Origin of the sequence: Terriglobus tenax, from assembly GCF_025685395.1 — a bacterium.
In the GTDB taxonomy this organism is placed as follows: Bacteria; Acidobacteriota; Terriglobia; order Terriglobales; family Acidobacteriaceae; genus Terriglobus; species Terriglobus tenax.
In genome coordinates, this window is sequence record NZ_JAGSYA010000004.1 from 1 (window position 1) to 23,437 (window position 23,437).

The 23,437-nt window shown below is 59.3% G+C and carries 39 protein-coding genes; 34 read left to right on the plus strand and 5 right to left on the minus strand.

Features of this window, described 5'->3' with window-relative positions:
- From OHL13_RS05480 to rplQ, 32 genes are all read left to right on the plus strand, one after another.
- On the plus strand, positions 1-125 hold a 125-nt coding region (locus OHL13_RS05480; RefSeq protein ID WP_449649498.1), incomplete at its 5' end, for an EF-Tu C-terminal domain-related protein.
- Positions 126-203: 78 nt separating this feature from the next.
- Entirely contained in the window at positions 204-524 is a 321-nt protein-coding gene (rpsJ, locus tag OHL13_RS05485) for a 30S ribosomal protein S10 (RefSeq protein WP_147648591.1), read from the plus strand.
- Between the two features lie 95 nt (positions 525-619).
- Entirely contained in the window at positions 620-1,366 is a 747-nt protein-coding gene (gene rplC / locus OHL13_RS05490; RefSeq protein ID WP_263409131.1) for a 50S ribosomal protein L3, read from the plus strand.
- Between the two features lie 169 nt (positions 1,367-1,535).
- Positions 1,536-2,207, plus strand: coding sequence for a 50S ribosomal protein L4 (gene rplD / locus OHL13_RS05495; RefSeq protein WP_263409132.1), 672 nt, complete (start codon positions 1,536-1,538; stop codon positions 2,205-2,207).
- A complete protein-coding gene (locus tag OHL13_RS05500) occupies positions 2,208-2,501 on the plus strand; it encodes a 50S ribosomal protein L23 (protein ID WP_263409133.1) in 294 nt (97 codons plus the stop codon).
- A 98-nt stretch (positions 2,502-2,599) separates the two neighbouring features.
- Positions 2,600-3,424: a 50S ribosomal protein L2 gene (gene rplB, locus OHL13_RS05505; protein ID WP_263409134.1), complete on the plus strand. Its 825-nt coding sequence runs from the start codon at positions 2,600-2,602 to the stop codon at positions 3,422-3,424.
- Positions 3,425-3,441: 17 nt separating this feature from the next.
- Complete coding sequence (gene rpsS, locus OHL13_RS05510) at positions 3,442-3,723, plus strand: 30S ribosomal protein S19 (protein WP_263409135.1); 282 nt, start codon at positions 3,442-3,444, stop codon at positions 3,721-3,723.
- 53 nt (positions 3,724-3,776) lie between these two features.
- Positions 3,777-4,277, plus strand: coding sequence for a 50S ribosomal protein L22 (rplV, locus tag OHL13_RS05515; RefSeq protein ID WP_263409136.1), 501 nt, complete (start codon positions 3,777-3,779; stop codon positions 4,275-4,277).
- A gap of 76 nt (positions 4,278-4,353) precedes the next feature.
- Complete coding sequence (rpsC, locus tag OHL13_RS05520; protein WP_263409137.1) at positions 4,354-5,022, plus strand: 30S ribosomal protein S3; 669 nt, start codon at positions 4,354-4,356, stop codon at positions 5,020-5,022.
- Positions 5,023-5,134: 112 nt separating this feature from the next.
- The gene (rplP, locus tag OHL13_RS05525) at positions 5,135-5,566 is read left to right on the plus strand and encodes a 50S ribosomal protein L16 (protein WP_263409138.1); all 432 of its coding nucleotides are present in this window, start codon (positions 5,135-5,137) and stop codon (positions 5,564-5,566) included.
- A gap of 28 nt (positions 5,567-5,594) precedes the next feature.
- Positions 5,595-5,873, plus strand: a complete 279-nt coding sequence (rpmC, locus tag OHL13_RS05530) for a 50S ribosomal protein L29 (protein WP_263409139.1) — start codon at positions 5,595-5,597, stop codon at positions 5,871-5,873.
- Positions 5,874-5,876: 3 nt separating this feature from the next.
- Positions 5,877-6,197, plus strand: a complete 321-nt coding sequence (gene rpsQ, locus OHL13_RS05535; protein ID WP_263409140.1) for a 30S ribosomal protein S17 — start codon at positions 5,877-5,879, stop codon at positions 6,195-6,197.
- A gap of 63 nt (positions 6,198-6,260) precedes the next feature.
- Entirely contained in the window at positions 6,261-6,632 is a 372-nt protein-coding gene (gene rplN / locus OHL13_RS05540; protein ID WP_263409141.1) for a 50S ribosomal protein L14, read from the plus strand.
- 291 nt (positions 6,633-6,923) lie between these two features.
- The gene (gene rplX / locus OHL13_RS05545; RefSeq protein WP_263409142.1) at positions 6,924-7,247 is read left to right on the plus strand and encodes a 50S ribosomal protein L24; all 324 of its coding nucleotides are present in this window, start codon (positions 6,924-6,926) and stop codon (positions 7,245-7,247) included.
- A gap of 138 nt (positions 7,248-7,385) precedes the next feature.
- Positions 7,386-7,931 (plus strand): 50S ribosomal protein L5, encoded by a 546-nt coding sequence (gene rplE / locus OHL13_RS05550; protein ID WP_263409143.1) that lies wholly within the window; start codon positions 7,386-7,388, stop codon positions 7,929-7,931.
- Positions 7,932-7,955: 24 nt separating this feature from the next.
- Positions 7,956-8,141, plus strand: coding sequence for a type Z 30S ribosomal protein S14 (locus OHL13_RS05555; RefSeq protein WP_263409144.1), 186 nt, complete (start codon positions 7,956-7,958; stop codon positions 8,139-8,141).
- Positions 8,142-8,275: 134 nt separating this feature from the next.
- On the plus strand, positions 8,276-8,674 hold the full coding sequence (gene rpsH / locus OHL13_RS05560; RefSeq protein ID WP_263409145.1) for a 30S ribosomal protein S8: 399 nt from the start codon (positions 8,276-8,278) through the stop codon (positions 8,672-8,674).
- 174 nt (positions 8,675-8,848) lie between these two features.
- Positions 8,849-9,388 carry a 50S ribosomal protein L6 gene (gene rplF, locus OHL13_RS05565; RefSeq protein WP_263409146.1) on the plus strand — a complete coding sequence of 180 codons (540 nt, stop codon included), beginning with the start codon at positions 8,849-8,851 and terminating at the stop codon, positions 9,386-9,388.
- A gap of 45 nt (positions 9,389-9,433) precedes the next feature.
- Positions 9,434-9,799, plus strand: coding sequence for a 50S ribosomal protein L18 (rplR, locus tag OHL13_RS05570; protein ID WP_263409147.1), 366 nt, complete (start codon positions 9,434-9,436; stop codon positions 9,797-9,799).
- Positions 9,800-9,849: 50 nt separating this feature from the next.
- On the plus strand, positions 9,850-10,359 hold the full coding sequence (gene rpsE / locus OHL13_RS05575) for a 30S ribosomal protein S5 (RefSeq protein WP_263409148.1): 510 nt from the start codon (positions 9,850-9,852) through the stop codon (positions 10,357-10,359).
- Between the two features lie 3 nt (positions 10,360-10,362).
- Entirely contained in the window at positions 10,363-10,548 is a 186-nt protein-coding gene (gene rpmD / locus OHL13_RS05580) for a 50S ribosomal protein L30 (RefSeq protein WP_263409149.1), read from the plus strand.
- Positions 10,549-10,682: 134 nt separating this feature from the next.
- Positions 10,683-11,126, plus strand: coding sequence for a 50S ribosomal protein L15 (rplO, locus tag OHL13_RS05585; RefSeq protein WP_263411615.1), 444 nt, complete (start codon positions 10,683-10,685; stop codon positions 11,124-11,126).
- A 69-nt stretch (positions 11,127-11,195) separates the two neighbouring features.
- Positions 11,196-12,593, plus strand: a complete 1,398-nt coding sequence (secY, locus tag OHL13_RS05590) for a preprotein translocase subunit SecY (RefSeq protein WP_263409150.1) — start codon at positions 11,196-11,198, stop codon at positions 12,591-12,593.
- A 4-nt stretch (positions 12,594-12,597) separates the two neighbouring features.
- Positions 12,598-13,308 carry an adenylate kinase gene (locus tag OHL13_RS05595; protein WP_263409151.1) on the plus strand — a complete coding sequence of 237 codons (711 nt, stop codon included), beginning with the start codon at positions 12,598-12,600 and terminating at the stop codon, positions 13,306-13,308.
- Positions 13,309-13,315: 7 nt separating this feature from the next.
- A complete protein-coding gene (gene map / locus OHL13_RS05600) occupies positions 13,316-14,065 on the plus strand; it encodes a type I methionyl aminopeptidase (protein WP_263409152.1) in 750 nt (249 codons plus the stop codon).
- Positions 14,066-14,135: 70 nt separating this feature from the next.
- Positions 14,136-14,354: a translation initiation factor IF-1 gene (gene infA / locus OHL13_RS05605; protein WP_263409153.1), complete on the plus strand. Its 219-nt coding sequence runs from the start codon at positions 14,136-14,138 to the stop codon at positions 14,352-14,354.
- Positions 14,355-14,441: 87 nt separating this feature from the next.
- Complete coding sequence (rpmJ, locus tag OHL13_RS05610; RefSeq protein WP_013569699.1) at positions 14,442-14,555, plus strand: 50S ribosomal protein L36; 114 nt, start codon at positions 14,442-14,444, stop codon at positions 14,553-14,555.
- A gap of 157 nt (positions 14,556-14,712) precedes the next feature.
- The gene (gene rpsM, locus OHL13_RS05615; protein ID WP_263409154.1) at positions 14,713-15,093 is read left to right on the plus strand and encodes a 30S ribosomal protein S13; all 381 of its coding nucleotides are present in this window, start codon (positions 14,713-14,715) and stop codon (positions 15,091-15,093) included.
- A gap of 3 nt (positions 15,094-15,096) precedes the next feature.
- Complete coding sequence (gene rpsK, locus OHL13_RS05620) at positions 15,097-15,513, plus strand: 30S ribosomal protein S11 (RefSeq protein ID WP_147648565.1); 417 nt, start codon at positions 15,097-15,099, stop codon at positions 15,511-15,513.
- Positions 15,514-15,655: 142 nt separating this feature from the next.
- A complete protein-coding gene (gene rpsD / locus OHL13_RS05625; protein WP_263409155.1) occupies positions 15,656-16,285 on the plus strand; it encodes a 30S ribosomal protein S4 in 630 nt (209 codons plus the stop codon).
- 132 nt (positions 16,286-16,417) lie between these two features.
- Positions 16,418-17,503 (plus strand): DNA-directed RNA polymerase subunit alpha, encoded by a 1,086-nt coding sequence (locus OHL13_RS05630; protein ID WP_263409156.1) that lies wholly within the window; start codon positions 16,418-16,420, stop codon positions 17,501-17,503.
- A 133-nt stretch (positions 17,504-17,636) separates the two neighbouring features.
- Entirely contained in the window at positions 17,637-18,110 is a 474-nt protein-coding gene (gene rplQ, locus OHL13_RS05635) for a 50S ribosomal protein L17 (RefSeq protein ID WP_317889906.1), read from the plus strand.
- 66 nt (positions 18,111-18,176) lie between these two features.
- On the opposite strand, the gene OHL13_RS05640 is transcribed toward rplQ, so the two are convergent.
- Entirely contained in the window at positions 18,177-18,524 is a 348-nt protein-coding gene (locus tag OHL13_RS05640) for a GGDEF domain-containing protein (RefSeq protein WP_263409157.1), read from the minus strand.
- 188 nt (positions 18,525-18,712) lie between these two features.
- Between OHL13_RS05640 and OHL13_RS05645 the strand changes: the two genes are divergently transcribed.
- Positions 18,713-19,828, plus strand: a complete 1,116-nt coding sequence (locus tag OHL13_RS05645; protein WP_263409158.1) for a WD40/YVTN/BNR-like repeat-containing protein — start codon at positions 18,713-18,715, stop codon at positions 19,826-19,828.
- An 8-nt stretch (positions 19,829-19,836) separates the two neighbouring features.
- A complete protein-coding gene (locus OHL13_RS05650) occupies positions 19,837-20,130 on the plus strand; it encodes a MoaD/ThiS family protein (protein WP_263409159.1) in 294 nt (97 codons plus the stop codon).
- Here OHL13_RS05650 and OHL13_RS05655 read toward each other — a convergent pair.
- The 4 genes from OHL13_RS05655 to murQ form a co-directional block, all read right to left on the minus strand.
- Positions 20,127-20,678 carry a sugar O-acetyltransferase gene (locus OHL13_RS05655; protein ID WP_263409160.1) on the minus strand — a complete coding sequence of 184 codons (552 nt, stop codon included), beginning with the start codon at positions 20,676-20,678 and terminating at the stop codon, positions 20,127-20,129. The genes OHL13_RS05650 and OHL13_RS05655 overlap by 4 nt on opposite strands.
- A gap of 101 nt (positions 20,679-20,779) precedes the next feature.
- Entirely contained in the window at positions 20,780-22,060 is a 1,281-nt protein-coding gene (gene murA / locus OHL13_RS05660; protein WP_263409161.1) for a UDP-N-acetylglucosamine 1-carboxyvinyltransferase, read from the minus strand.
- Positions 22,061-22,155: 95 nt separating this feature from the next.
- Positions 22,156-22,407, minus strand: a complete 252-nt coding sequence (locus OHL13_RS05665; RefSeq protein ID WP_263409162.1) for a hypothetical protein — start codon at positions 22,405-22,407, stop codon at positions 22,156-22,158.
- Positions 22,407-23,366, minus strand: a complete 960-nt coding sequence (murQ, locus tag OHL13_RS05670; protein WP_263409163.1) for an N-acetylmuramic acid 6-phosphate etherase — start codon at positions 23,364-23,366, stop codon at positions 22,407-22,409. Before murQ ends, OHL13_RS05665 begins: the two co-directional genes overlap by 1 nt.
- Positions 23,367-23,437: the final 71 nt, after the last annotated feature.

Genomic DNA, 23,437 nt, shown 5'->3' on the forward strand with positions numbered 1-23,437 from the left:
GCGATAACGTTCAGCTGGAAGTTACGCTGCACACGCCGGTAGCCATGGAGAAGGGTCTCCGCTTCGCTATCCGCGAAGGCGGACGTACCGTCGGCGCTGGCGCCATCTCCGAGATCATCAAGTAAACGAAGTACGGGCGGCTGGTGGGTCAAAGATCACCAGCCGCACCTCAACCAGATCTTTGAAGCAGGAAAGAGAAGAACATGGCTGGACAACAGAGAATCCGGATTCGCCTGAAGGCTTATGACTATCGCGTGCTCGACACGTCGACTGGCGAAATCGTTGAGACGGCAAAGCGCACCGGCGCGCAGGTTGCGGGACCGATTCCCCTTCCGACGCTGAAGAACAAGTACTGCGTTCTGCGTTCGCCCCACGTCGACAAGAAGTCGCGCGAGGCCTTCGAGATCCGTACGCACAAGCGCCTGATCGACATCCTGGAGCCGACGCAGCAGACAGTAGACGCGCTGATGAAGCTGGATCTGCCCGCGGGCGTAGACGTCGAGATCAAGACGGTCACCAAGTAAAGCTTTAGGAATTTCAGCTAAGTTGCTGAAATTCCGAGACAACAACCTACAGTGCGACAGGGAACCAAGCCTGCGCATGATGAGGAGAGAAGACAATGGCAGTAACTGGAATTCTGGGCAAGAAGATTGGCATGACGCAGGTATTCGATGATCGCGGTGAGGTTCACCCGATTACCGTGCTGAAGGCTGGCCCGTGCGTGATTACACAGCTCAAGACCCTGGCGAAGGACGGCTACGATGCCGCCCAGATCGGCCTGGTGGAGTTTGTGAAGGCGAGCAAGGTGAACAAGCCGATGACCGGCCACTTTGCCAAGAACAATGTCCCCCCGGTCAAGGTCGTGCGTGAAGTAGCGATTGAGACGGTGAAGGGAACCGTGGACGGCAACGAGGCGATCGAGGGCGTAAAGGCCGGTGATCGTATCCTGGTTGACCTGTTCAACGACGAGAAGTTTGTGGATGTGATCGGAACCTCGAAGGGCCGTGGATTCGCGGGCGTTGTCCGCCGCCATAACTTCGGTGGTGGTCCCAAGTCGCACGGCCACATGTTCCAGATTCAGGGTTCGATCGGTGCATCGTCCTTCCCCAGCCGTGTTTTCCCGGGCCAGCGTATGCCGGGTCACTATGGAGTGGACCAGGTGACGGTTCGTAACCTGCGTATTCGTGGAATCGACGTGGAAGAGAACCTGATCATGGTTGAGGGCGCTGTCCCTGGACCGCGTGATGGCTATGTTCTGATCTCGAAGGCCAAGGCTCCGCCGCGTGAGCGTCGTGGCTTCGGCGGCGAGGCGACCAAGGACGCTCTGAAGGCTTCGAAGAAGGCTTCGGCCGGTAAGAAGAAGTAGGCTCTAGCCGCGCCGGGAGGACGTGACCTTCGGTCGACACTCCCGGCGCGGTGAATGCAAAGAAGCAACAAGCATTGGCTGCAGGGCAGGAAGTTAGGCCGGCTGCGGGATGAGATAGAGACAGTAAGTTACGGTCCTCGCAATGGAACGAGGCCAAAAGGAAAAGACGATGGCAAACATCAAGGTTTTGAATCTGAGCGGAGAGCAGGTCGGTGATTTTCAGCTGGCCGATGAAGTCTTCGGCGCAGAAGTGAATGAGGCGTTGCTCTGGGAGGCCGTGAAGCACTACCGTGCTTCGATCCGCCAGGGAACGGCCGCGACGAAGAATAAGAAGCTTGTTTCTGGTTCCGGCAAGAAGCTGTGGAAGCAGAAGGGCACGGGCCGCGCCCGCGTTGGTTCGGTGCGTTCACCGATCTGGCGTCATGGCGGCACGGTACACGGACCTCAGCCGCGCAGCTACGAGTACCAGTTCCCGAAGAAGAAGCTGATGGGCGCTCTACGTTCGGCTCTTGCGGCGAAGCTGGCGGACGGTAAGCTGACAGTGGTTGACACGCTTGAGGCGAAGGAAGCCAAGACCAAGCTGTATCGCCAGGCTCTGGACAAGCTGGATGCCAAGAAGACCGCTCTTCTGGTCGAGGCCGGCCAGAAGCTGTCCGAGACGGTGTACCTCGGCTCCCGCAACCTGGATGGTGTCGAGCTGGTTCTGAGCTCCGAGGTCCATCCCTATGATCTGCTGCGCTACGAGCATGCAGTGTTCTCGAAGGATGCCCTTGAGGCTCTGCAGGAGACGCTGAAGAAGACCGTATCCAAGCGCAAGCCTGCTGTGAAGGAGGTCGCATAAATGCCGACCCTGTATACGACGATTCGCCGCCCTCTGATTACCGAGAAGGGCATGGGCGTGAAGGAGACCGAGGGGACGCTGGTATTTGACGTGGCCCCGGAGGCGACCAAGACCGAAGTGAAGCAGGCCGTTGAGGCACTGTTCAAGGTGAAGGTTGCCGCTGTACGTACGAGCAATGTTGCAGGCAAGGAGCGCCGCCGCGGCAAGTTTACCGGCTACCGCCCTGACTGGAAGAAGGCGTACGTGAAGCTGAAGGCCGGCGAGAAGATGCCGGACTATATCGACAACCTGTAAGGCGGGCTGAGCCCGGCAGGGAAGAAGTCAACCGAACGATTCTAGACGCCAGTCGCGAAAACAATATGCGGCTGGCTTAAGGCAAGGAAACAGAGACAATGCCGATCAAGACATTTCGACCGATTACGCCGACACTGCGCTTCCAGACGAAGCTGGTGAACGACGACATCACGACCAACGAGCCGTACAAGCCGCTTCTGGCGACCAAGAAGCGCACCGGTGGCCGCAACAATACGGGTATGCTGAGCGTGCGCCACATTGGCGGCGGTCACAAGAAGAAGATCCGTATCATCGACTTCAAGCGCGACAAGTTCGGAGTTCCGGGCACGGTTGCGACCATCGAATACGATCCGAACCGCAGCTCGCGCATCGCGCTGATCAGCTATGCGGACGGTGAGAAGCGTTACATTATCCAGCCGCTTGGCCTGAAGGTTGGCCAGAAGGTCATGAGCGGACCGGATGCCGACATTCTGATCGGCAACGCTCTTCCGCTGAAGAACATTCCTGCCGGTACGACGGTGCACAACGTTGAGCTTCGCCCAGGCAAGGGTGCGCAGATGGTGCGCTCTGCCGGTTCGAGCGCCCAGCTGGTGGCCAAGGAAGGCGAGTATGCCCTGCTGAAGCTGCCCTCCGGCGAAACCCGCAAGGTTCTGGTGGAGTGCATGGCGACGGTAGGCCAGGTGGGCAACACCGATCACGAGAACGTGACGATCGGTAAGGCCGGTGCGAACCGCTGGCGCGGTATCCGTCCGACCAACCGTGGTGTGTCGATGAACCCCGTCGATCACCCGCACGGTGGTGGTGAGGGTAAGACCTCCGGTGGCCGTCATCCTGTAACGCCGTGGGGTCAGCCGACCCGTGGTTACAAGACCCGTAACAACAAGCGGACCGATGCCTTCATCGTGAACCGCCGGACCAAGTAAAGGCGAGGATTAGAGATATGGCACGTTCGATGAAGAAGGGCCCGTTTATCGATGCCCACCTTATGACGAAGGTTGAAAGCCAGAACCAGGCGAATGACAAGAAGGTCATCCGCACCTGGTCTCGCCGTTCGACCATCTACCCGGAGTTTGTCGGCCACACGATTGCTGTGCACAACGGAAAGAAGTTCATTCCTGTGTATGTGAGCGAGAACATGGTCGGTCACAAGCTGGGTGAGTTTGCTGCGACACGTACCTTCAAGGGCCACGTGGCGAAGTCTGAGTCGTCAGCGAAGAAGTAGCGATCAGCGGAGCGTCTTCAAGGCGCTCCCGACAGAGATAAGAGAGAAGAGTTATGGCACAGGCAGCAGAACAGACCCGCGAGTTTCGCGCAGAAGCGAAGTTCCAGCGGACCAGCCCGCAGAAGGCCAAGCTGGTGCTGGATCTGATCAAGGGCAAGCGTGTTGAGGCGGCATTGACGACCGTGATGTTCACCAAGAAGCGCGTCGCTCCGCTGGTGGAGAAGGTACTGCGTTCGGCAGTACAGAACGCCAACTACCTCAGCCAGGAGCATGGCTTTGACCTGGACGTCGACAACCTGTACGTGAAGTCGGCTGTGGCGAACGAAGGTCCTCGCATGAAGCGTATCCGTCCTGCCCCGATGGGCCGTGCGTATCGCTACCAGCGTCGCATCGCGCACATCATCGTGACGGTAGCGGAGAAGAAGTCTGCGGCTTCGGCAGCAGCTTCCGAGGCTCCGGCGGTGAAGGCAGCAGCCCCGAAGAAGGCAGCCAAGAAGACGGCCGCCAAGAAGGCTCCGGCGAAGAAGGCCGCGGCCAAGAAGGCTGCGAAGTAGTCAGGGATCGATTTACCGATTTGAACGCGACCGGCCGAATAGATGGACCGGCGCGCATGGAGTGAAGGGATAGCTTATGGGACAGAAAGTCCATCCTTACGGATTTCGCCTCGGCGTAAACAAGCCGTGGAAGTCGCGCTGGTTCGTGGAGCGCGATTATGACAAGCTGCTGGTCGAGGACGTGAAGCTGAAGGCTGAGCTGCGCGAGAAGCTGAAGGCTGCAGGCGTCAGCTCGGTTGAAGTGGAGCGGCCTGGCAACAAGCTGCGTCTGATCATCCGCACGGCTCGTCCGGGTATCATCATTGGCCGAAAGGGCGCGGAGATCGACAAGCTGAAGGCCGATATCCAGAAGCGCACCAACCGCGAGGTGTTTATTGACATCCTCGAGGTCAACAAGCCTGAGCTGGACGCTCAGTTGGTAGCCGAGAATATCGCGCTGCAGCTGGAGAAGCGTGTCAGCTTCCGCCGCGCGATGCGTAAGAGCGTTGACTCGGCGCTGCGCTTTGGCTGCAAGGGCATCAAGGTGCGTGTTTCGGGCCGTCTGAACGGTAACGAAATCGCCCGCTCTGAGTGGTATCTGCAGGGTCGTCTGCCGCTGCACACGCTGCGCGCCGACATCGACTACGGCTTTGCTGAAGCTCGCACGACCTATGGTGTGATCGGCGTCAAGACGTGGATCTACCGTGGCGATATCTACGAGCAGAAGAAGCGCCGCGAGCAGGGCACGACCACGGGCGTGTTCTAAAGACAGCCGCTAGCGGCTAGCTGTTAGCCGCTAGCGAAGAACGAATTTGAAACAAGTATTGCTGGCTGACAGCGAAAAGCTAAGGGCCAGCAGCTAAGAAGAGGGTTTCACTATGTTGATGCCAAAGAAGGTTAAGTTCCGGAAACAGCAAAAGGGCAAGATGCGCGGTAAGGCATGGCGCGGCTCTACGCTGAGCTTCGGAGATTTCGGCCTGAAGGTCATGGAGTGCGGTTACATTACGGACCGCCAGATTGAGGCCAGCCGTATTGCAATGACGCGTTTCATCAAGCGCGGTGGCAAGGTATGGCTGCGTCTGTTCCCGGATAAGCCGATCACCAAGAAGCCGGCCGAAGTCCGAATGGGCTCCGGTAAGGGTGCTTTGGATCACTGGGTCGCGGTTGTTCGCCCCGGCAAGATCCTGTTCGAGATGGAGGGCGTAGCGCCCGAGATCGCGAAGGAAGCCATGCGCCTGGCGGCCAACAAGCTGCCTCTGAAGACCAGCTTCGTGCAGCGCCACGACGTGAAGGTTGTCGCCGCCAAGTAAGCGGACGACGGGATAAGAGAGAAGAGTTATGGAACTGAACAAGATTCGGAATCTGAGCGATGCGGAGCTGAAGACCGAGGCCGACAAGGCCGCCGAGCAGCTGTTCCGCCTGAATTTTCAGCGCTCGCTGGGCAATAACGAGGGCGTAAAGAAGCTGAAGGTGTTGAAGCAGGACATCGCTCGCATGAAGACGATTGCTCGTGAGCGCCAGCTGGGCGTCCGTGGCGCCGCAACGGTCGAGGTTTCGGCCGAGCCGGCGAAGAAGACCGCCAAGAAGGCAACCAAGAAAGCAGCGAAGAAGGACTAACCCATGGCAGAGACCCAAGTACAGCAGAACGAGCAGGCGACGCGCCGCAATGAGAAGGTCGGCCAGGTAGTTTCGACCAAGATGCAGAAGACCATCGTGGTTTCGGTTGAGATGCGTAAGGCTCACCCGAAGTACAAGCGCGTTGTGAAGTCCAACAAGAAGTTCTACGCGCACGATGAGCAGAATTCAGCCCGCGTGGGTGACGTGGTTCGCATCCGCGAGACTCGTCCTACGAGCAAGCTGAAGCGCTGGGCGCTGGAAGAGATTGTCCGCCGCTCGGCCCTGGCCCAGCTGCCCGACGCCAAGGAATCCGCGGCTGAGTAATTCCGGCCCGAACGACAAGAAGCCCGTGGCAAACGGCCAGCGGGCTGACTGAGGAGAACGAAGATGTCCGTTCAGATGAGAACGATTCTTGATGTGGCCGATAACTCCGGCGCACGCCGTCTGCAGGTAATCCTGCCGCTCGGCGGTGGCCTGGGGAAGAAGGCCGGCCTTGGCGACGTGGTCACGGCAGCGGTGAAGGAAGCCGCTCCGGATGGCACCGTGAAGAAGGGCAAGGTTGTAAAGTGCGTGATCGTGCGTCTGCGCAAGGAATCGCGCCGCAAGGATGGCACCTACATCCGCTTTGACCAGAATGCCGCAGTGGTGATCAACGATGCAGGCGAGCCGGTAGGCACCCGCGTCTTTGGACCGGTGGCACGTGAACTGCGTGACAAGAAGTACCTGAAGATTGTCTCGCTGGCTCCAGAGGTCATCTAGCTTTTGGAAGCGGCTGGTTCGGGAGCTCGAGGGCTCTTGAATCAGCCGATGACTTTTTTCGCGTTTTAGGGTAACCTATACAAGGTTTTTCGCAGTACCTCTTATCGTTTGGTTTTGGTGACCACTGACCCCCAAAGGGGACCCAGCTGCGACCAGGGCTTTCGGACAAACCAGGGCGTGCAAGTGCCTGATGTTTCCCGTCAAAACAAACTAAGAAATTAAACTGACCGGCGCAGTTCATCGCCGAGGCCTGTCATGCGCAGCAGCGCGTACGGGACAAGGAGCAAGGGTATGGCAAATATTCAGCGCAACGATACGGTGATCGTGATCGCCGGCAAGAGCAAGGGCAAGAAGGGTCGCGTCCTGCGCATCATCAACGAGAAGAATCGCGTTCTGGTTGAGGGCGTTGGCATGATCAAGAAGCACGTCAAGCCGAACCCGCAGCGCAATATCAAGGGTGGCATCGCCGAGCAGGAAGCTCCGATCCACATCTCGAATGTGATGCTGGTAGACGGCAAGGGCAACCCGACCCGCGTTGGTTTCCGTCTTGTCGACGGCAAGCGTGAGCGCTATGCCAAGACCACCGGCGAGACCCTGGCGCCGAAGAAGAAGTAAATGAGTTGTGAGTTGCGTGTTCTGGTCTTGTGAGTGAAAACGCAGAACACGCAACTTAATAACGTACAACTGGTTCACCCCACGCAACGGTAAACGGGCTTCGGCCCACCCCGGGACCGTGAGAAAGAGAAGAGCACAATGGCAGCACGTCTGAAAGAGAAGTACGTCAAAGAGCTGAAGTCGGCGGTTCAGAAGGATCTGGGCATCACCAACGTGATGGCCGTGCCGAAGCTCGACAAGATTGTTATCAACATGGGTCTGGGCGAAGCGACCCAGAACTCGAAGATCATGGATCCGCTGGTCTCCGACCTGGCGCAGATCACCGGCCAGAAGCCGGTTCTGACCAAGGCTAAGAAGTCCATCGCGGCCTTCAAGGTTCGCGAGGGCCAGGCCATCGGTGCGATGGTGACTCTGCGCGGCGACTCGATGTACGAGTTTCTGGACCGCCTGATCACGATCGCTCTCCCGCGCGTGCGCGACTTCAAGGGTGTTTCGGCCAAGAGCTTTGACGGCCGTGGCAACTACACGCTCGGTCTGCGTGACCAGTTGATCTTCCCCGAAATCGACTACTCCAAGGTGGAGCGCCTGAAGGGCATGAACGTCACCATTGTGACGACGGCCAAGGATGACAACGGCGCACGTACGCTGCTGAAGCACTTCGGCATGCCCTTCCGGCAGAACTAAGGGACAGAGGAATAGGAAAAGATTATGTCAACGACTGCAAAGGCTGTAAAAGACGCTCGTAAGCCCAAGTTCAAGTGCCGCAAGCACAACCGCTGCCAGCTGTGCGGACGCCCCCGGGCGTTCCTGCGCAAGTTCGGTATCTGCCGTCTGTGCTTCCGCGCTCTGGCTCTGAAGGGTGAGATTCCAGGCGTCGTCAAGTCCAGCTGGTAAGGACTGGCCGTCCAGGCAAACGCGCCCACAGGGCGTAAGACAAGATTCGGCTGGAGTGAGAGACCTTACCCAGCCATAACATCTCCGCTGGTTCTGCCTGCAGAAGGCAGCGAACGGGGGATGAAGGAGAAACGATGAACCTGACTGACCCAGTAGCAGACTTCCTGACGCGTATTCGCAATGCGATCCGCGCCCGTCACCAGAAGCTGGACGTTCCCGCCTCGAAGCTGAAGGCCGAGATTGCCCGCATCCTGAAGGAAGAGGGCTACATCGCCAACTACAAGACCTCGGAAGAAGAGGGCAAGGCTATTCTGCGCGTGTATCTGAAGTACGGCGCGAATAACGAGGCTGCCATTCTGGATCTGCAGCGCGTTTCGCGTCCCGGTTGCCGCGTGTATGTGGGCCGTGACGAGATCCGCCGCGTTCAGGGTGGTCTGGGCATCTGCATCATCACGACCCCGAAGGGTCTGATGACCGGTCGTCAGGCGCGCAAGGAAGGCGTCGGCGGCGAGCTGCTCTGCAACGTCTGGTAAGGCTGTGCGCACGGCGGCTGAGCGCTTTGCGCCGGTCGCAGTGACGCAAAAAGTTCAGGCCGGGGCCGTGCCCCGGAGAGAAGTCTGAGTACGACGGCGACGAAAGTAGCCGGGCTGCAGTGGAACGGATCACGTATGTGCTCCGCGACTCGCAAGCCGCTAAAGGGAATTGAAATGTCTCGTATTGGAAAGAAGCCGATTGCTCTCGCTTCCGGCGTGAAGTACAAGGTGAACGGCAATGTTGTGGAAGTGACCGGCCCGAAGGGCACGGTCAATGCGCTTCTGCCTGGGGGCATCAAGCTGGTGGAAAAGGACGGAGTCCTGACCGCCGAGCGTGAGAGCGACTCGCAGGCAGCGTTCCATGGTCTGGCCCGCGCTCTTGTGTTCAACGCTGTTGAGGGCGTGACCAATGGCTGGAAGAAGGAACTGGACATCGTCGGCATCGGTTACCGCGCCGAGATGAAGGGCAAGGACATGGTGGTGTTCACGCTGGGTTACTCGCATCCGATCGAGTTCCCCCTGCCGATCGGCATCGAGGTTACGATTGACCCGAAGCAGACGCATATCACCGTTGCCGGCATCGACCGCCAGAAGGTTGGCCAGGTTGCGGCGGACATGCGCTCGCTGCGCAAGCCGGATCCGTACAAGAACAAGGGCGTCCGTTACACGGGCGAAAAGCTGAAGAAGAAGGTCGGCAAGACCGGCGCTAAGTAAACCGAACGGGGGTGCAGGGCGCCCCCGCCATTAGGAGATAAAAAGATGATTCAACTGAGAGAGCGCAATGTCATCCGCAAGCGGGTTCACACCCGCATCCGCGAGAAGATTTCGGGTACAACGGTTCGTCCGCGCCTGAATGTTTACCGTTCGCTGGACCACATCTACACCCAGCTGATCGACGACAGCACCGGCGTCACGATTGCTTCGGCTTCGACGGTCACCAAGAAGGGTGAAGAGAAGAAGTCCGGCGGCAATGTTGAGGCAGCCAAGGCTGTTGGCAAGCTGATCGCTGAGCGTGCCCAGGAGAAGGGCATCAAGAAGGTGGTCTTCGACCGTGGCGGTTACCTGTATCACGGCCGCATCAAGGCTCTGGCCGATGCTGCCCGTGAAGCGGGCCTCGAGTTCTAAACAAGGTTTAGGGCTCATAACGAAGCCCGGAAGGAATTGAAGGAAAACTAATGGCAACTCTGAAGAAGAAGATTGATGCCAATAAGCTGAACCTGAAGGACCAGGTCGTCGCGATCAACCGCGTGACCAAGGTCGTCAAGGGTGGTAAGAACATGTCCTTCGCCGCTCTCGTAGTTGTAGGCGACCCCGCCGAAGGCGTGGTTGGCTACGGCTCGGGCAAGGCCAAGGAAGTTCCCCAGGCTATCCGCAAGGGTATCGAGGCAGCGAAGAAGAACCTGGTCCGTATCAACCTGACGCAGACGACGATTCCGCACCAGGTGCTGGGCCGCTTTGGTTCGGGCCACGTGCTGCTGAAGCCGGCTCCCGAAGGTACCGGTGTTATCGCCGGCGGCGCGGTTCGCGCTGTGATGACCTCGGCTGGCGTGCAGAACGTTCTGACCAAGTCGCTTGGTACTGCCAACCCGCACAACGTGATCAAGGCGACGTTTGATGCCCTGACGCAACTGCGCGACAAGCAGGAAGTGGCCGCCCTCCGTGGCAAGGCCGTTGAGGAGCTCTAAACCATGGCAAACACCATCAAGATCCAGTACTACCGTTCCAAGATTGCCACGCCGGTCAAGCACAAGCTCGTTGTGAAGGGCCTGGGTTTCACCCGTCTGAACCAGATCGTTGAGCGCGAGGACACCCCCTCGATCCGCGGTATGGTCAAGGCGATTCCGCACCTGGTGCGGATCGTGGAAGAGAACTAACGAATTAAGCACGCTTCGCGTGCCAACCCGGGGCAAGGTAGAATTTCACCATCGCCCCGAATTAAATGCGAGTCATCCGGGAGAACTTCATGTTTCGGCATGAAAGCTTCCAGGTGGCGTTGAGCGAGGACATCATGGCAAAGAATCTTTCGAATCTGCATGCACCGAAGGGTGCCAATAGCAACAAGAAGCGCGTCGGCCGCGGTATGGGCTCGGGTATGGGCAAGACCTCGACCCGCGGTCACAAGGGGCAGCGTTCGCGTTCGGGTTCGCGCTCCATGCGCGGCTTTGAAGGCGGCCAGATGCCGCTGCACCGCCGTCTCCCGAAGCGTGGCTTCACCAACATCTTCCGCGTGGAGTACACGGTTCTTGGCCTGGATCGCATTGCCGAGCTGAACGAGACCGAGCTGACCATCGAAAAGCTGCAGGCGCTTGGCATTGCCAAGAAGAACGGCCTTGTGAAGGTGCTGGCCAACGGTGAGATCACCACTGCGGTCACGGTCCATGCGCACAAGTTCTCCAAGGCCGCGCAGGAAGCTATCGAGAAGGCCGGCGGTAAGGCCATCGTCCTGGGCTAGTGTTTACGGGCCCGGCCATTGGCCGGGCTTTTTCTCTCACCCGTACTATTTTCGAGGCCTCACTCTCTGATGCTGGATAAGTTCCTCAACATCTTCCGTATCCCTGACCTGCGTAAGCGTGTGATGTTTACGCTTGGCCTGCTCGCGGTGTACCGTCTGGGTGCGCATATCCCCACGCCGGGCATCAATGCCGACCTGCTGCAGCAGTACTTCCAGCAGAACTCCGGCTCCGCGCTTGGTCTGGTCGACCTGTTTTCGGGCGGCAATCTCCGCAAGCTGACAATCTTCGCCCTGGGCATCATGCCGTACATCACGGCATCGATCATCTTCCAGTTGCTGACGGTGATCTATGAGCCGCTGGCCAAGCTGCAGAAGGAAGGTGAAGTTGGCCGCCGCAAGATTACCCAGTGGACCCGCTACCTCACGGTACTGCTGGCCATTGTGCAGTCGTTCTTCATCGGCCTGACACTGACCAGCACGCAGACCGGCGCTCCGATGGTGACGATCGGCAAGTGGCCCTTCATTCTGATGGCGGTTCTAACGCTGACCACCGGTACCGCCTTTATCATGTGGCTTGGTGAGCAGATTACCGAGCGTGGTATCGGCAACGGTATGTCGCTGCTGATCTTCACGGGTATTGTTGTCGGCCTGCCGCGCGGCATTCAGGACCTGTGGGAGAAGGCACAGACCCGCGCCTGGGGTGCCTTCACTCCGGTCGCCCTGCTGATCCTGGTCGCCGGCATGATCGCCGTGGTTGCCTTCATCGTGTGGGTCGAGCGTTCTGAGCGTCGCATCCCGGTGCAGTACGCCAAGCGTATCGTCGGCCGCCGCCTGATGGGCGGACAGTCGACGCATCTGCCGCTGAAGGTGAACTCCGGCGGCGTGATGCCGGTCATCTTCGCCAGCTCCATCCTGTCGGCTCCGCTGCTGTTTGCCAATGCCGCATGGGTGCAGAACACCAAGTTCCTGCGCATTCTGACCGAAGGTCTGAAGCCGGGCGAGCCGTGGTACGAGATTCTGTTCTTTGCCGCGATCATCTTCTTCGCCTACTTCTACATCTCGATCGTCTTCCGTCCGGACGACATTGCGGACAACATGCGCAAGTACGGTGGCTTTATTCCGGGTATTCGTCCGGGCCGCCGCACCAGCGACTACCTGAACGACATTCTGACCCGCATCACGCTGGTCGGCGCTCTGTACCTGATCATCATCACCATCATTCCGCAGTTCCTGATCTCGGGTATTCACCTGAATCACCTGTGGCTGATAGGCAGTGTTTTCGATAAGCTGCCGACCTGGGTAACGAACGGTATGGGCGTGCAGTTCTACTTCGGTGGAACCTCGCTGCTGATCGTTGTCGGTGTGGCGATGGATACGGTCAACCAGATCGAATCGCAACTGATCATGCGTCACTACGATGGCTTTACGCCGAAGAGTGGCCGCATCCGCGGACGCCGGAGCTGGTAACGAGATGGAATGCGTGACCTCTCCGGGACAGCCGGAGTTTGTATCCGGCCCCGTTCTGCTGCTAGGCGCGCCGGGAGTTGGAAAGGGAACCCAGGCCCAGGTTCTGATGCAGGCCTGGGGTGTCCCCCAAATCTCGACCGGTGACATCATCCGGGCCAACATCAAGGGCGGCTCGGAGATGGGCAAGGAGTTCCAGAAGCTGGTTTCGGCCGGCCACCTGGTTCCCGATGAGCTAGTCAACCAGATGGTTGCGGACCGCCTGGCTCAGCCGGATACGAAGCGCGGATATCTGCTGGATGGTTTCCCCCGGACTCTGCCGCAGGCCAAGTGGCTGGACGAGTACCTGGGGAAGGACGAGTCTGGGCTTCCGGTCGTTGCCGTCAGTATCGAAGTTGGGTATACTCAATTACTGGGCCGTATTACGGGCAGAAGGACTTGTCCTGTATGTCAGACCATCTATAACGTTCATTTCAATCCGCCATTGGTGGAGGGGAAGTGCGACAAGGATGGTGCGGCTCTCGAACAGCGGGCAGACGACACGGAAGAGAAGTTTGCCGAGCGCATGCGGGTTTTCGATGCGCAGACGGCTCCGGTGATCGAACACTACCGCGCTCTCGGGCGATTTGAAGCAGTAGACGGTGACCAGCCAGTCGAAGTGGTTACCGAGAAGATTGTGGCTGCGCTTGCGCGGCTAAGAGGAAGCGAAGGGCAGTAACGGAACGATGGCAATCATGATCAAAACGCCGCAAGAGATTGAAAAGATGCGGCAGGCGGGGATTATCCTTCGCCAGGTACATGAAGTGATCCGTCAGACGGTGAAGCCCGGCGTCTCGACGCTGGATCTGGAGCGTGTGGCGGAAGCAAAGATTGCGGAGCTTGGAGCCAAGCCCGCGTTTAAGGGCTACCACGACTATCCGTGGTGCCTGTGCACCTCGGTCAACGAGCAGGTCGTGCACGGAATGCCGTCGCCCAAGACGGTGCTGAAGGACGGCGATATCGTCAGCGTGGATTGTGGCGTGATCGTCGATGGATTTTATTCCGATGCGGCGGAGACCTACCCGGTAGGGAAGCTCTCCTTGAGCGCGCGGAAGCTGCTGGATGTAACCAAGGCTTCCCTGGAGCAGGCGATCCAGGAGGCCCAGGTTGGCGCAACGCTGGGTGATATCGGCGCGGCGGTGCAGGAGATGTGCGAAGCCGAAGGATATGGCGTCGTACGGGATTTTGTGGGACACGGCATCGGCAAAAGCATGCACGAAGAGCCGCAGGTTCCAAATTACGGTAAGCGCGGCAAGGGAACCAAGCTGCGGGCCGGTATGGTTCTGGCGATTGAACCGATGATCAACGCCGGAACGCACGAAGTGAAGGTGCTGAAGGACGGATGGACCGCGGTCACCGTCGACGGCAGCCTGAGCGCGCATTTTGAGCACACGGTGGCCATTACGGAAAGCGGCCCCCTGGTGTTGACGCGGTAGATCAAGGTTTTGGACCATATGGTCCAGGAACGCCGGGGGAGACTCCGGTAGCAGTTGTAAAGGAGACGGTTTGTCGAAGGAAGACGCGATTGAAGTCATGGCAGTGGTCGTAGAGACGCTGCCCAATGCCATGTTCAAGGTCGAGCTGGAGAATAAGCACCAGGTGCTGGCTCATGTCTCGGGCCGCATGCGCAAGAACTTCATCCGCATCCTGCCTGGCGACCGTGTTGCGGTAGAGCTGAGCCCGTATGATCTGACCCGCGGGCGCATCGTCTACCGGTACAAGTAGTAAGGCAGTTGTTGGTGGTTAGTTGTGAGTTGTGAGTAACGCGCAACGAGCGACTAAGAGCTGATAACTAACAACTAGGGAGCTGCAATGAAGGTTCGTGCATCCGTAAAGAAGATTTGTGACAAGTGCAAGATCGTTCACCGCCGTGGTGTGGTGCGCGTGATTTGCGAAAACGCCAAGCATAAGCAGCGCCAGGGCTAATCGCCCGGGACACTGCCGCAGGGCAAAGAAACTGTAGCTTTCCCACTATGGGGCGAGTTCGCCGAAGTCAAGGCGTGCGATGAACCCCGGGAACAAGCTGCCATAACCGCTTCTCCGGGCGAAGTCGTCCAGAAGCACATGAAGAGAAGGAAACCAGATGGCACGTATTGCTGGCGTAGATCTTCCTCCTAACAAGCAGGTTCGGATCTCGCTTACTTACATCTTTGGCATCGGTGACTCTCGTGCGATCAGCATTCTGAAGTCTGCGGAAATCGATCCCCTCCGCAAGCTGAAGGACCTGAGCGAAGATGAGTTGAACCGCATCCGTCAGACCATTGAGCAGGGCAGCCCGGTTGAGGGCGATCTCCGCAAGGAAGTCTCGCTCAACATCAAGCGCCTGATGGAGATCCAGTCATTCCGTGGTATTCGCCACCGCCGCAACCTGCCGGTTCGCGGTCAGCGTACCCACACCAACGCCCGCACCCGTAAGGGCCCCCGCAAGGGCACGGTTGCCGGCAAGAAGAAAGCGACCAAGTAAGCCATGGCAAAGCAGCAGAGCGCAGCCGGCAAGGCCGGTAAGAATAAGAAGTTCAAGAAGCGCGAACGCAAGAATGTGCCGTACGGCTTGGTCCACATTCAGGCTTCGTTCAACAACACTATCGTCACCATCACCGACCAGCAGGGCAACACGCTTAGCTGGAAGAGCTCGGGTTCGCTGGGCTTCCGTGGTTCGCGTAAGGGAACCCCGTTTGCCGCACAGCAGGCCGCTGTGAACGCTGCCAATATGGCGCGCGATCATGGTCTCCGCTCGGTTGATGTCCGCGTCGCCGGCCCGGGTTCGGGTCGTGAGTCGGCTGTTCGTGCACTGGCTGCCGCTGGCCTTGAGGTCCGCAGCATCCGTGACGTCACGCCGATCCCGCACAACGGCTGCCGTCCGCCGAAGCGCCGCCGCGTATAAGAAATCACAGCTCTTAGCTGTTAGTCTCCGGCTTTTAGCTGGTGGCTAATAGCTAAGAGCTAGAAGCTGTATCACTGGATCGTGATTGAAGCGCTCTGAGCAGCGTGTAAAACGATCGACACCCGAAGTCTGGAGATCAGAAATGGCTCGTTATACTGGACCCGTCTGCCGCCTTTGCCGCCGCGACGGAATGAAACTTTTCCTCAAGGGACCGAAGTGCTTCACCGAGAAGTGCCCGATCGAGAAGCGCAACTTTGCTCCTGGCCAGCATGGCCGCGACCGCAAGGCCAAGATTGTTGGCTACGGTCTGCAGCTGCGTGAAAAGCAGAAGGCAAAGCGTATCTACTTCACCCTCGAAGGCCAGTTCCGCGCTTACTACGAGAAGGCCAGCCGCAAGACCGGTGTTACCGGCGAGCTGCTGCTGCAGCAGCTTGAGACCCGCCTGGACAACGTGGCTTACCGCCTTGGCTTTGCGATCTCGCGCCGCCAGGCCCGCCAGGTTGTTCGTCACGGTCATGTGACCGTCAACGGCCGCAAGGTGAACATTCCTTCCTTCCAGGTGAAGGTAGGCGATGTGATCGAGATCCGCGAGAAGGCCAAGAAGCTTGTTCTGCTGGAGACGGCAAAGGACTTTGCTTCGGGTCAGTCGCAGGTCAGCTGGCTTGAGATCAACCGCGACAACCTCTCCGGCAAGGTGATTGCTCTGCCGAAGCGCGAGGACATCCAGCTGCCGGTCAACGAGCAGCTGATCGTCGAACTTTACTCGAAGTAATAGTTGAGGAGCTGCGCTGCGCGATTGCGGCGTAGCTCCTTCGCTGAACTTCACAACTGAATACCTCAACCGCAACACCCGCCCGGACCGCAGAATGCTTCGCGGACGGCAGCCGGAAGAAAGGATAAACACATGCTTTGGAGAGGTTTCCAAAAGCCCAAGCGTCTTGCAGTCGATAGCGAGACCCTGACAGAGAAGTACGGTAAGTTCAGCGCACAGCCTTTTGAACGCGGCTTCGGTACGACCATTGGCAATGCGCTGCGCCGCACGCTGCTGTCCTCCATTGAGGGCGCGGCCGTGACCGCTGTTCGCATTGAAGGTGTTCTGCACGAGTTCCAGTCGATCACCGGTGTGGTCGAGGATGCGACGGACATCATTCTGAACCTGAAGCAGATCCCGTTCAAGTTGAACGGCGACGGCCCGAAGGCTCTGTACCTGCATGTGGACCAGCCGGGCGTTGTTACCTCCGGCATGATTGAAGCTGATGGCGACGTTGAGATCCTGGACAAGGATGTCTACATCGCGACGGTCTCCGAGGGCGGCAAGCTCGACATGGAGATGCGTCTGAAGCGCGGCCGTGGCTATGTCTCGGCTGACAAGAACTTCGACTCCGATCTGGGTCTTGGATTTATCCCGGTTGACTCGATTCATTCCCCGGTTCGCAAGGTGAACTACGCGGTGGATGCTGCCCGTCTGGGCCAGATCACCGACTACGATCGCCTGACCCTCGAGGTTTGGACCAACGGAACCGTGCTTCCGGCGGACGCCGTAGGCCTGGCTGCCAAGCTGCTGAAGGACCACCTGACGATCTTCATCAACTTTGAAGAAGAGCTGGAGACGGGTCTGGATAGCGGTGTGGATGGGCCTGCGATCCGCAACGAGAACCTGAACCGTTCGGTTGAGGAGCTGGAGCTTTCGGTCCGCAGCTACAACTGCCTGAAGAACGCGGGTATTCAGACGATCGGCGAGCTGATCCAGAAGACAGAAGCCGAGATGCTGAAGACCAAGAACTTCGGTCGCAAGTCGCTGAACGAGATCAAGGAAATTCTGGCTCAGATGGGCCTGTCGCTGGGCATGAAGATCGACGAGAATGGCAATCCTGTTCCCGGACCGACTTCTGTTCTGCCGGCAGCCACGCTGGCGGCCAGCTATGGCTCCTTTGACGACGACGAAGACGACGACTTCTCGCTGCCGGGCAACGAGACAGAGAACTTCTAACTGCAGGGAAAAGGGAGTAGGGAAACAACCTACTCCCCCCTTGCAGAGGCTTTGAGTACGACCGGAATCAGAGGCAGGGACCTGTTCCCTGTGCCCTGTTCCCTGATCCCTGATTTGAGAGAGAGATACTGATATGCGCCATCGTAAGGGTGGATTCAAACTCGGACGGAACACCAGCCACCGCCGCGCCCTGCTGCGGAACCTGACGACGTCCATCATTGTTGAGGACCGCGTCGAGACCACGGTCGTAAAGGCCAAGGCTGTCCGTCCCCTTGTTGAGAAGATGATTACCCTGGGCAAGCGTGGCGATGTTCATGCCCGCCGCCAGGCTGCTGCTTTCCTGATGACGCCGGAGTCTGTGGATCGTCTGTTCGCCACCGTGGCCCCGCGCTACGGCGACCGTAACGGCGGTTACCTGCGCATCATCAAGACCGGCTTCCGCAAGGGAGACGGTGGCGAGAAGGCGTTTATCGAACTGCTGGGCGCCGAAGCCGAGCTGGGCGAGAAGCGTGAGAAGCGCGAAGCTGCCAAGGCCAAGAAGCGCGAAGAGCTGCAGAAGCAGCTTGAAGAGCAGCAGCAGGCCGAGGGTGGCGAGAACGCCGCCTAACCCGTTGCATCCTGTAATACAAAAGCGCGCCAAACGGCGCGCTTTTGTGCGTTTTGCCTGTGATTTTTAAGTGCAGACGACGCAGTTCTTACCCTGCCGTTTTGCCGGGTACAGAGCTTCATCCGCGGCACGCACCAAGTCGCCGAAATCGAACATAGGGCGGCCGAAGGTCGCAACGCCGACACTTACCGTGGGATAGAGATTCGCAATTTTGCTGGCGGCTATGGTGGTGCAGATCCGCTTGCCGAGCGCGTCTGCATCTTCCAGCCAGGCGCCGGGCATCAACACGGCGAACTCTTCGCCGCCATACCGGGCCACCAGGTCAGAAGCACGAACGGTTGCTGTCAGCACGAGCGCAATACCGCGAAGAATCTCGTCGCCCGTCAGGTGTCCGCAGGTATCGTTCCCCCTCATAAACGGCGTTCAGGCGGTCGAGTTAATTTTCTGGGAGTTCAGCAGCGGGCATCCCCTTCGTTTTACCGAAAGACATCAAAAAATTGAAAGGGCGGTCTGCAAAAGTTGTCATGAGATAAAAGTGCCACTGGCCGGGACAGAATCCTGTGCGGTTGCTGTATCGTGTTTGCGATGGAGGGCTGGCACAGATGAAGCAGGTCAGACTACTTGTGGGGACGAGGAAAGGCGGTTTTGTGCTGACCTCGGACGGTGCGCGTAAGGACTGGAAGGTGGAGGGCCCGTTCTTTGCCGGATGGGAGATCTACCACATGAAGGGTTCTCCTGTAGATCCGGACCGGATCTGGGCCTCGCAGAGTTCAGGCTGGTTTGGACAGGTCTTGCAACGCTCCGATGATGGCGGTAAGAGCTGGGCCGCAGCAGGGAACAAGTTTCTGTACGAGGGCGAAGCCGGGACGCACCAGTGGTACGACGGCACGCCGCACCCATGGGAGTTTAAGCGGGTGTGGCATATTGAGCCTTCTCTGACCTGCGCCGATACCGTATACGCCGGAGTCGAAGACGCGGCCATGTTCAAGACCACCGATGGTGGTGCAACCTGGACCGAGTTGCCAGGGCTTCGCAACCACGGTACAGGCAAGGACTGGCAGCCTGGCGCGGGTGGTATGTGCCTGCACTCGATCGTGATCAATCCTGAGGACGAGAAGCAGATGTTCATTGCAATTTCCGCTGCCGGAGCGTTTCGCACGGATGACGGCGGGGCGAGCTGGAAGCCGATCAACAAGGGGCTTTCTTCGAAGTTTCTGCCGGTTCCGACGGCCGAGGTAGGTCACTGTGTCCATCACATCGCCATGCATCCGTCGAAGCCGAAAACGCTGTTCATGCAGAAGCATTGGGATGTGATGCGCACGGACGACTCCGGCGAGAACTGGACGAAGGTGAGCGGCAACCTGCCGACGGACTTCGGTTTCGTGATCGACGTGCACGCGCATGAGCCGGAGACGGTCTTCGTGGTGCCGATCAAGAGTGACTCAGAACATTTCCCGATGGACGGACAGCTCAAGGTCTTCCGCAGCAAGAGTGGAGGCAATGACTGGGAGCCGCTGAGCCGGGGCTTGCCGCAGAAGGAGTGTTATGTGAACGTGCTGCGTGACGCGATGTGCGTGGACCGCATGGACGAATGCGGTGTCTACTTTGGCACGACAGGCGGCCAGGTATATGCGTCGCCCGACGGTGGTGACAACTGGAACGCGATTGTGCGTGACCTGCCGGCGGTGCTGAGCGTCGAGGTACAGACACTGCCGTGAGGATTCGCGTGGAGCTGCCCTTGCACCTGGTGCGGCTGGCGGGAGTGAGTGGCCATGAGGTTGTGCTCGAGGTGAATGCCGCACCGGTGACGGTTGCCACGGTACTGGACGCCCTCGACGCTGCATATCCCATGCTGGAAGGCACGATTCGCGAGCATGGCACGCAGCAGCGCAGAGCGTGGCTGCGGTTCTTCGTGTGCGAGGAGGACTGGTCGCATCATGGTATGGATGCGGTGCTTCCGGAGGCTGTCGTCAACGGCAAAGAACCGCTGATCGTGCTGGGTGCGATTGCCGGGGGTTAGAGCTTCGGAGTGACTGGCCGGGCGGGGTTGCCGATGACGGTCTGGCCCGGTTGTACATCGCGCGTGACCACCGCTCCAGCACCGATGATTGCATCGTCTCCGACGGTCACTCCCGGAAGAAGGATGGCTCCGCCGCCGATCCAGACATTCCTGCCGATGGTGACTGGCTTGCCGCACTCCAGGCCCTGCAGGCGTGTCTCGCGGTCGCGCGGATGGTCAGCGGCGTACATCTGCACGGCAGGGCCGACCTGTGTGCCTTCGCCGATGCGGATAGGCATAACGTCGAGCAGCACACAGTTGAAGTTCAGGAAGACACCCCTCTCCAGGTGGATGTTGTAGCCGTAATCGCAGGCGAAGCCCGGGCGCACGACGACGCCTTCACCGCAGGTGCCGAGCAGGGAACGCAGGATGCCGTCGCGTGCTTCCGGGATAGCGAGGTTGTAGTTGATCAGCAGTGTCTGCGCACGCTCCAACTCGGCCTGCAACTCCGGATCGTTGGCCGTATAGAGCTCCCCGGCGAGCATCTTCTGTTTTTCGGACTTTGGCATGTTCGTCTCTCCTGAAGGAAGAAAGGCACGGCGTTTGAGCCGTGCCTTGTAGAATCGAACCCACCCCGGCGTTGCGAGAGTGGGGCACCCGGGTAAGAAAGTTATTTCTTGCCGAAGACGTCGCCCATGCGGCGGATCTGTGCACCGACGCCGCGGAGTTTCTCCTCAATGCGTTCGTAGCCGCGATCCATGTGATAGACGCGGTCGAGGATCGATTCGCCGTCCGCAACCAGGGCGGCCAGCACCAGCGAAGCTGAGGCGCGCAGGTCAGAGCACATGACGGCAGCGGCCTGCAGTGGGGTCTTTCCAACGACGGTGGCGACGCGGCCATCGGTGCGGATGTTGGCGCCCATGCGGTTCAGCTCCTGCACGTGCATGAAGCGGTTCTCGAAGATGTTCTCTTTGACGAGAGTGGTGCCTTCGCACTGGGTGGCCAGGGCCATGTACTGCGCCTGCATATCGGTGGGGAAGCCGGGGTACTCTTCCGTGGAGATGTCGACGGGCTTCAGATTCCCTTCGCTGCGCACGCGGACGCTCTCGCGGCCGATGTCGATGCGGGCGCCTGCGGACTCCAGCTTGGAAATTACCGCGCCCAGGTGCTCGGGATTGCAGCAGTCCACGTTCAGGTCTCCGCCGGTGATGGCTCCGGCCACCAGGAAGGTGCCGGCCTCGATGCGGTCCGGGTTGATGCGGTGGCGTGCTCCGTGGAGCTTGCTGACACCATGAACCTTGATGATGGAGGTCCCGGCGCCTTCGATCTTTGCGCCCATGGCATTCAGCAGAGCGGCGAGATCGGTGACTTCAGGCTCGAGGGCGCAGTTTTCGAGGATGGTTTCGCCGTCGGCAAGGGTGGCGGCCATCAGGATGTCTTCGGTACCGGTGACGGTGATCTTGTCGAAGACGATGTGTGCGCCCTTCAGGCGGTCGGTCCTGGCTTCCAGGTAGCCGTGGTCATAGGTGATGACGGCGCCCATCTTCTCAAGCGCGGCAAGGTGGAGATCGATCGGGCGACCTCCGATGGCGCATCCGCCGGGCATGGCGACGCGGGCCATGCCGGTGCGAGCGACCAGCGGCCCGAGGACGAGCGAGCTGGCGCGCATGGTCTTGACGATCTCGTACTTGGCGACGGGGTCAGAGAGCACGGCACACTGGATGCTGGTACGGTGCTGGGCTCGGCCGTAGCCGAGTTCGACGGTGGCGCCCATGGACTCGAGGAGCTTGCGCTCGGTCTCAATGTCGCGGACCTGGGGGATGTTCTCGAGGATGATCTCGTCCTCGGTCAGGATGGCGGCGGCCATGCAGGGAAGAGCGGAGTTCTTGGCTCCGGAGACTTTGATGGTGCCGAGGAGCGGGTTACCGCCGCGAACTACGAATTTGTCCATGAGGGATCGAGGTACCTTAACGAATCAGTAAATGCCTGCTCTGATTGTACGAAGTACGGGTGTGGAAGGGAGTGCTTTGGCTGGTTCGCTGCGGGTTACAGGCCGGCGGCAGGAAATGTTCGCGAGCGGAAAGTGGAGACGATACGGATCATTTCCATGGCGAGCCAGCTAGAGCAAAGCAGAAAGAGGATGCCGCACTTGTGCTGCAGCATGACCAGCCAGGTGGACGGATGCCCCGGAGAAAGAACGAAATGCCGTTGATGAAGGCAGATGAGAATGGCTGTGCAAGTGGCGGCGAGGGCGAGCGTGAAGCGGAGCCGCTGGGCGCGCAGGGTGGGCTGCTTCATTACAGTTCGAGGCGGCTGTCTTCGATCGCCAGGCGGACGTTGCCGTCGGACTTGCCGAGGCGCCGGACGGCTTCCATCTTGTCGACATTAGCCTTCAGCATGACCACGGCGATGGGGATGGACTTGCCGGCGGACTTGATGGCGCGGATGGCGGTGTCGCGGTCCACTCCGGTGACGCGCTGCAGCACGTTGATGCCGCGTTCCACCAGCTTGGCGTTCTTCATGTGCACGTTCACCATCAGGTTTTCGTACACGTAGCCCAGGCGTGTCATGGCGCCGGTGGTGATCATATTCAGGATCATCTTCTGGGCGGTGCCGGCCTTCAGGCGGGTGGAGCCGGAGATGACCTCGGGGCCGACGTCGGCGACGATGCAGATGTCGGAGACCTCGGCGAGATTGCTCTGCGGGTTACAGACCACGGCTGCGGTGCGGGCACCCTGCTGGCGGGCGTACTTGACCGCTCCGACGACATAGGGGGTGTGCCCGGAGGCGGAGATGCCGATGACGATGTCCTTGCGGGTGGGACGGCGCTTGGCGATGTCGCGCTGGCCCATCTCCGGCGAGTCCTCATTGACGTCTGCGGCGGAGGCAAGTGCCTTGGGGCCGCCGCACATCAGGTACTGGATCTGCTGCGGCTGGGTGGAGAAGGTGGCAGGACACTCCTGCGAATCGAGCGAGGCGATGCGGCCCGAGGAGCCGGCGCCGACATAGATCAGGCGTCCGCCGTCGCGCAGGGCGCGAGCCACCTGGTCGATGACCAAGGCGATTTCCGGCAGAGCCTTTTTCACCGCCAGGTGAACCTTGGCGTCTTCATGATTGATGATGCGCGCGATTTCAAGCGCACTCTTGGTATCGAAACCTTCAGAGGCTTCGTTCGGCCGCTCCGTAATCAGAGCCTGCAGGTCGAACTGGTCACGTTCAGTGTTCTTGGCTGCGGGAGCTGCGAGGGGTTCGGTCATGAGCGCTGGCATAAGGGTATAGATACGGGCGGAACCATTCTAGTCCTAAGTTGCTAGGATGCGACAGATGT

What these genes read in the sequence shown, in the direction of transcription:
- rplP (WP_263409138.1), top strand. Translation starts at nt 5,135, where the DNA reads ATGTTGATGCCAAAGAAGGTTAAGTTCCGGAAACAGCAAAAGGGCAAG.
- rpsE (WP_263409148.1), top strand. Translation starts at nt 9,850, where the DNA reads ATGGCAACTCTGAAGAAGAAGATTGATGCCAATAAGCTGAACCTGAAG.
- rplO (WP_263411615.1), top strand. Translation starts at nt 10,683, where the DNA reads ATGGCAAAGAATCTTTCGAATCTGCATGCACCGAAGGGTGCCAATAGC.
- OHL13_RS05665 (WP_263409162.1), bottom strand. Translation starts at nt 22,407, where the DNA reads ATGAAGCAGCCCACCCTGCGCGCCCAGCGGCTCCGCTTCACGCTCGCC.
- OHL13_RS05500 (WP_263409133.1), top strand. Translation starts at nt 2,208, where the DNA reads ATGCCGACCCTGTATACGACGATTCGCCGCCCTCTGATTACCGAGAAG.
- rplQ (WP_317889906.1), top strand. Translation starts at nt 17,637, where the DNA reads ATGCGCCATCGTAAGGGTGGATTCAAACTCGGACGGAACACCAGCCAC.
- murQ (WP_263409163.1), bottom strand. Translation starts at nt 23,366, where the DNA reads ATGACCGAACCCCTCGCAGCTCCCGCAGCCAAGAACACTGAACGTGAC.
- rpsS (WP_263409135.1), top strand. Translation starts at nt 3,442, where the DNA reads ATGGCACGTTCGATGAAGAAGGGCCCGTTTATCGATGCCCACCTTATG.
- rplD (WP_263409132.1), top strand. Translation starts at nt 1,536, where the DNA reads ATGGCAAACATCAAGGTTTTGAATCTGAGCGGAGAGCAGGTCGGTGAT.
- secY (WP_263409150.1), top strand. Translation starts at nt 11,196, where the DNA reads ATGCTGGATAAGTTCCTCAACATCTTCCGTATCCCTGACCTGCGTAAG.
- OHL13_RS05640 (WP_263409157.1), bottom strand. Translation starts at nt 18,524, where the DNA reads ATGAGGGGGAACGATACCTGCGGACACCTGACGGGCGACGAGATTCTT.
- rplE (WP_263409143.1), top strand. Translation starts at nt 7,386, where the DNA reads ATGGCAGCACGTCTGAAAGAGAAGTACGTCAAAGAGCTGAAGTCGGCG.
- rpsM (WP_263409154.1), top strand. Translation starts at nt 14,713, where the DNA reads ATGGCACGTATTGCTGGCGTAGATCTTCCTCCTAACAAGCAGGTTCGG.
- rpsK (WP_147648565.1), top strand. Translation starts at nt 15,097, where the DNA reads ATGGCAAAGCAGCAGAGCGCAGCCGGCAAGGCCGGTAAGAATAAGAAG.
- OHL13_RS05655 (WP_263409160.1), bottom strand. Translation starts at nt 20,678, where the DNA reads ATGCCAAAGTCCGAAAAACAGAAGATGCTCGCCGGGGAGCTCTATACG.
- rplX (WP_263409142.1), top strand. Translation starts at nt 6,924, where the DNA reads ATGGCAAATATTCAGCGCAACGATACGGTGATCGTGATCGCCGGCAAG.
- rpsJ (WP_147648591.1), top strand. Translation starts at nt 204, where the DNA reads ATGGCTGGACAACAGAGAATCCGGATTCGCCTGAAGGCTTATGACTAT.
- rpsQ (WP_263409140.1), top strand. Translation starts at nt 5,877, where the DNA reads ATGGCAGAGACCCAAGTACAGCAGAACGAGCAGGCGACGCGCCGCAAT.
- murA (WP_263409161.1), bottom strand. Translation starts at nt 22,060, where the DNA reads ATGGACAAATTCGTAGTTCGCGGCGGTAACCCGCTCCTCGGCACCATC.
- rplR (WP_263409147.1), top strand. Translation starts at nt 9,434, where the DNA reads ATGATTCAACTGAGAGAGCGCAATGTCATCCGCAAGCGGGTTCACACC.
- rpsC (WP_263409137.1), top strand. Translation starts at nt 4,354, where the DNA reads ATGGGACAGAAAGTCCATCCTTACGGATTTCGCCTCGGCGTAAACAAG.
- OHL13_RS05630 (WP_263409156.1), top strand. Translation starts at nt 16,418, where the DNA reads ATGCTTTGGAGAGGTTTCCAAAAGCCCAAGCGTCTTGCAGTCGATAGC.
- rpsH (WP_263409145.1), top strand. Translation starts at nt 8,276, where the DNA reads ATGAACCTGACTGACCCAGTAGCAGACTTCCTGACGCGTATTCGCAAT.
- rplV (WP_263409136.1), top strand. Translation starts at nt 3,777, where the DNA reads ATGGCACAGGCAGCAGAACAGACCCGCGAGTTTCGCGCAGAAGCGAAG.
- rplN (WP_263409141.1), top strand. Translation starts at nt 6,261, where the DNA reads ATGTCCGTTCAGATGAGAACGATTCTTGATGTGGCCGATAACTCCGGC.
- OHL13_RS05555 (WP_263409144.1), top strand. Translation starts at nt 7,956, where the DNA reads ATGTCAACGACTGCAAAGGCTGTAAAAGACGCTCGTAAGCCCAAGTTC.
- OHL13_RS05595 (WP_263409151.1), top strand. Translation starts at nt 12,598, where the DNA reads ATGGAATGCGTGACCTCTCCGGGACAGCCGGAGTTTGTATCCGGCCCC.
- rplF (WP_263409146.1), top strand. Translation starts at nt 8,849, where the DNA reads ATGTCTCGTATTGGAAAGAAGCCGATTGCTCTCGCTTCCGGCGTGAAG.
- rpmJ (WP_013569699.1), top strand. Translation starts at nt 14,442, where the DNA reads ATGAAGGTTCGTGCATCCGTAAAGAAGATTTGTGACAAGTGCAAGATC.
- rpsD (WP_263409155.1), top strand. Translation starts at nt 15,656, where the DNA reads ATGGCTCGTTATACTGGACCCGTCTGCCGCCTTTGCCGCCGCGACGGA.
- rpmD (WP_263409149.1), top strand. Translation starts at nt 10,363, where the DNA reads ATGGCAAACACCATCAAGATCCAGTACTACCGTTCCAAGATTGCCACG.
- rpmC (WP_263409139.1), top strand. Translation starts at nt 5,595, where the DNA reads ATGGAACTGAACAAGATTCGGAATCTGAGCGATGCGGAGCTGAAGACC.
- map (WP_263409152.1), top strand. Translation starts at nt 13,316, where the DNA reads ATGGCAATCATGATCAAAACGCCGCAAGAGATTGAAAAGATGCGGCAG.
- rplB (WP_263409134.1), top strand. Translation starts at nt 2,600, where the DNA reads ATGCCGATCAAGACATTTCGACCGATTACGCCGACACTGCGCTTCCAG.
- OHL13_RS05645 (WP_263409158.1), top strand. Translation starts at nt 18,713, where the DNA reads ATGAAGCAGGTCAGACTACTTGTGGGGACGAGGAAAGGCGGTTTTGTG.
- rplC (WP_263409131.1), top strand. Translation starts at nt 620, where the DNA reads ATGGCAGTAACTGGAATTCTGGGCAAGAAGATTGGCATGACGCAGGTA.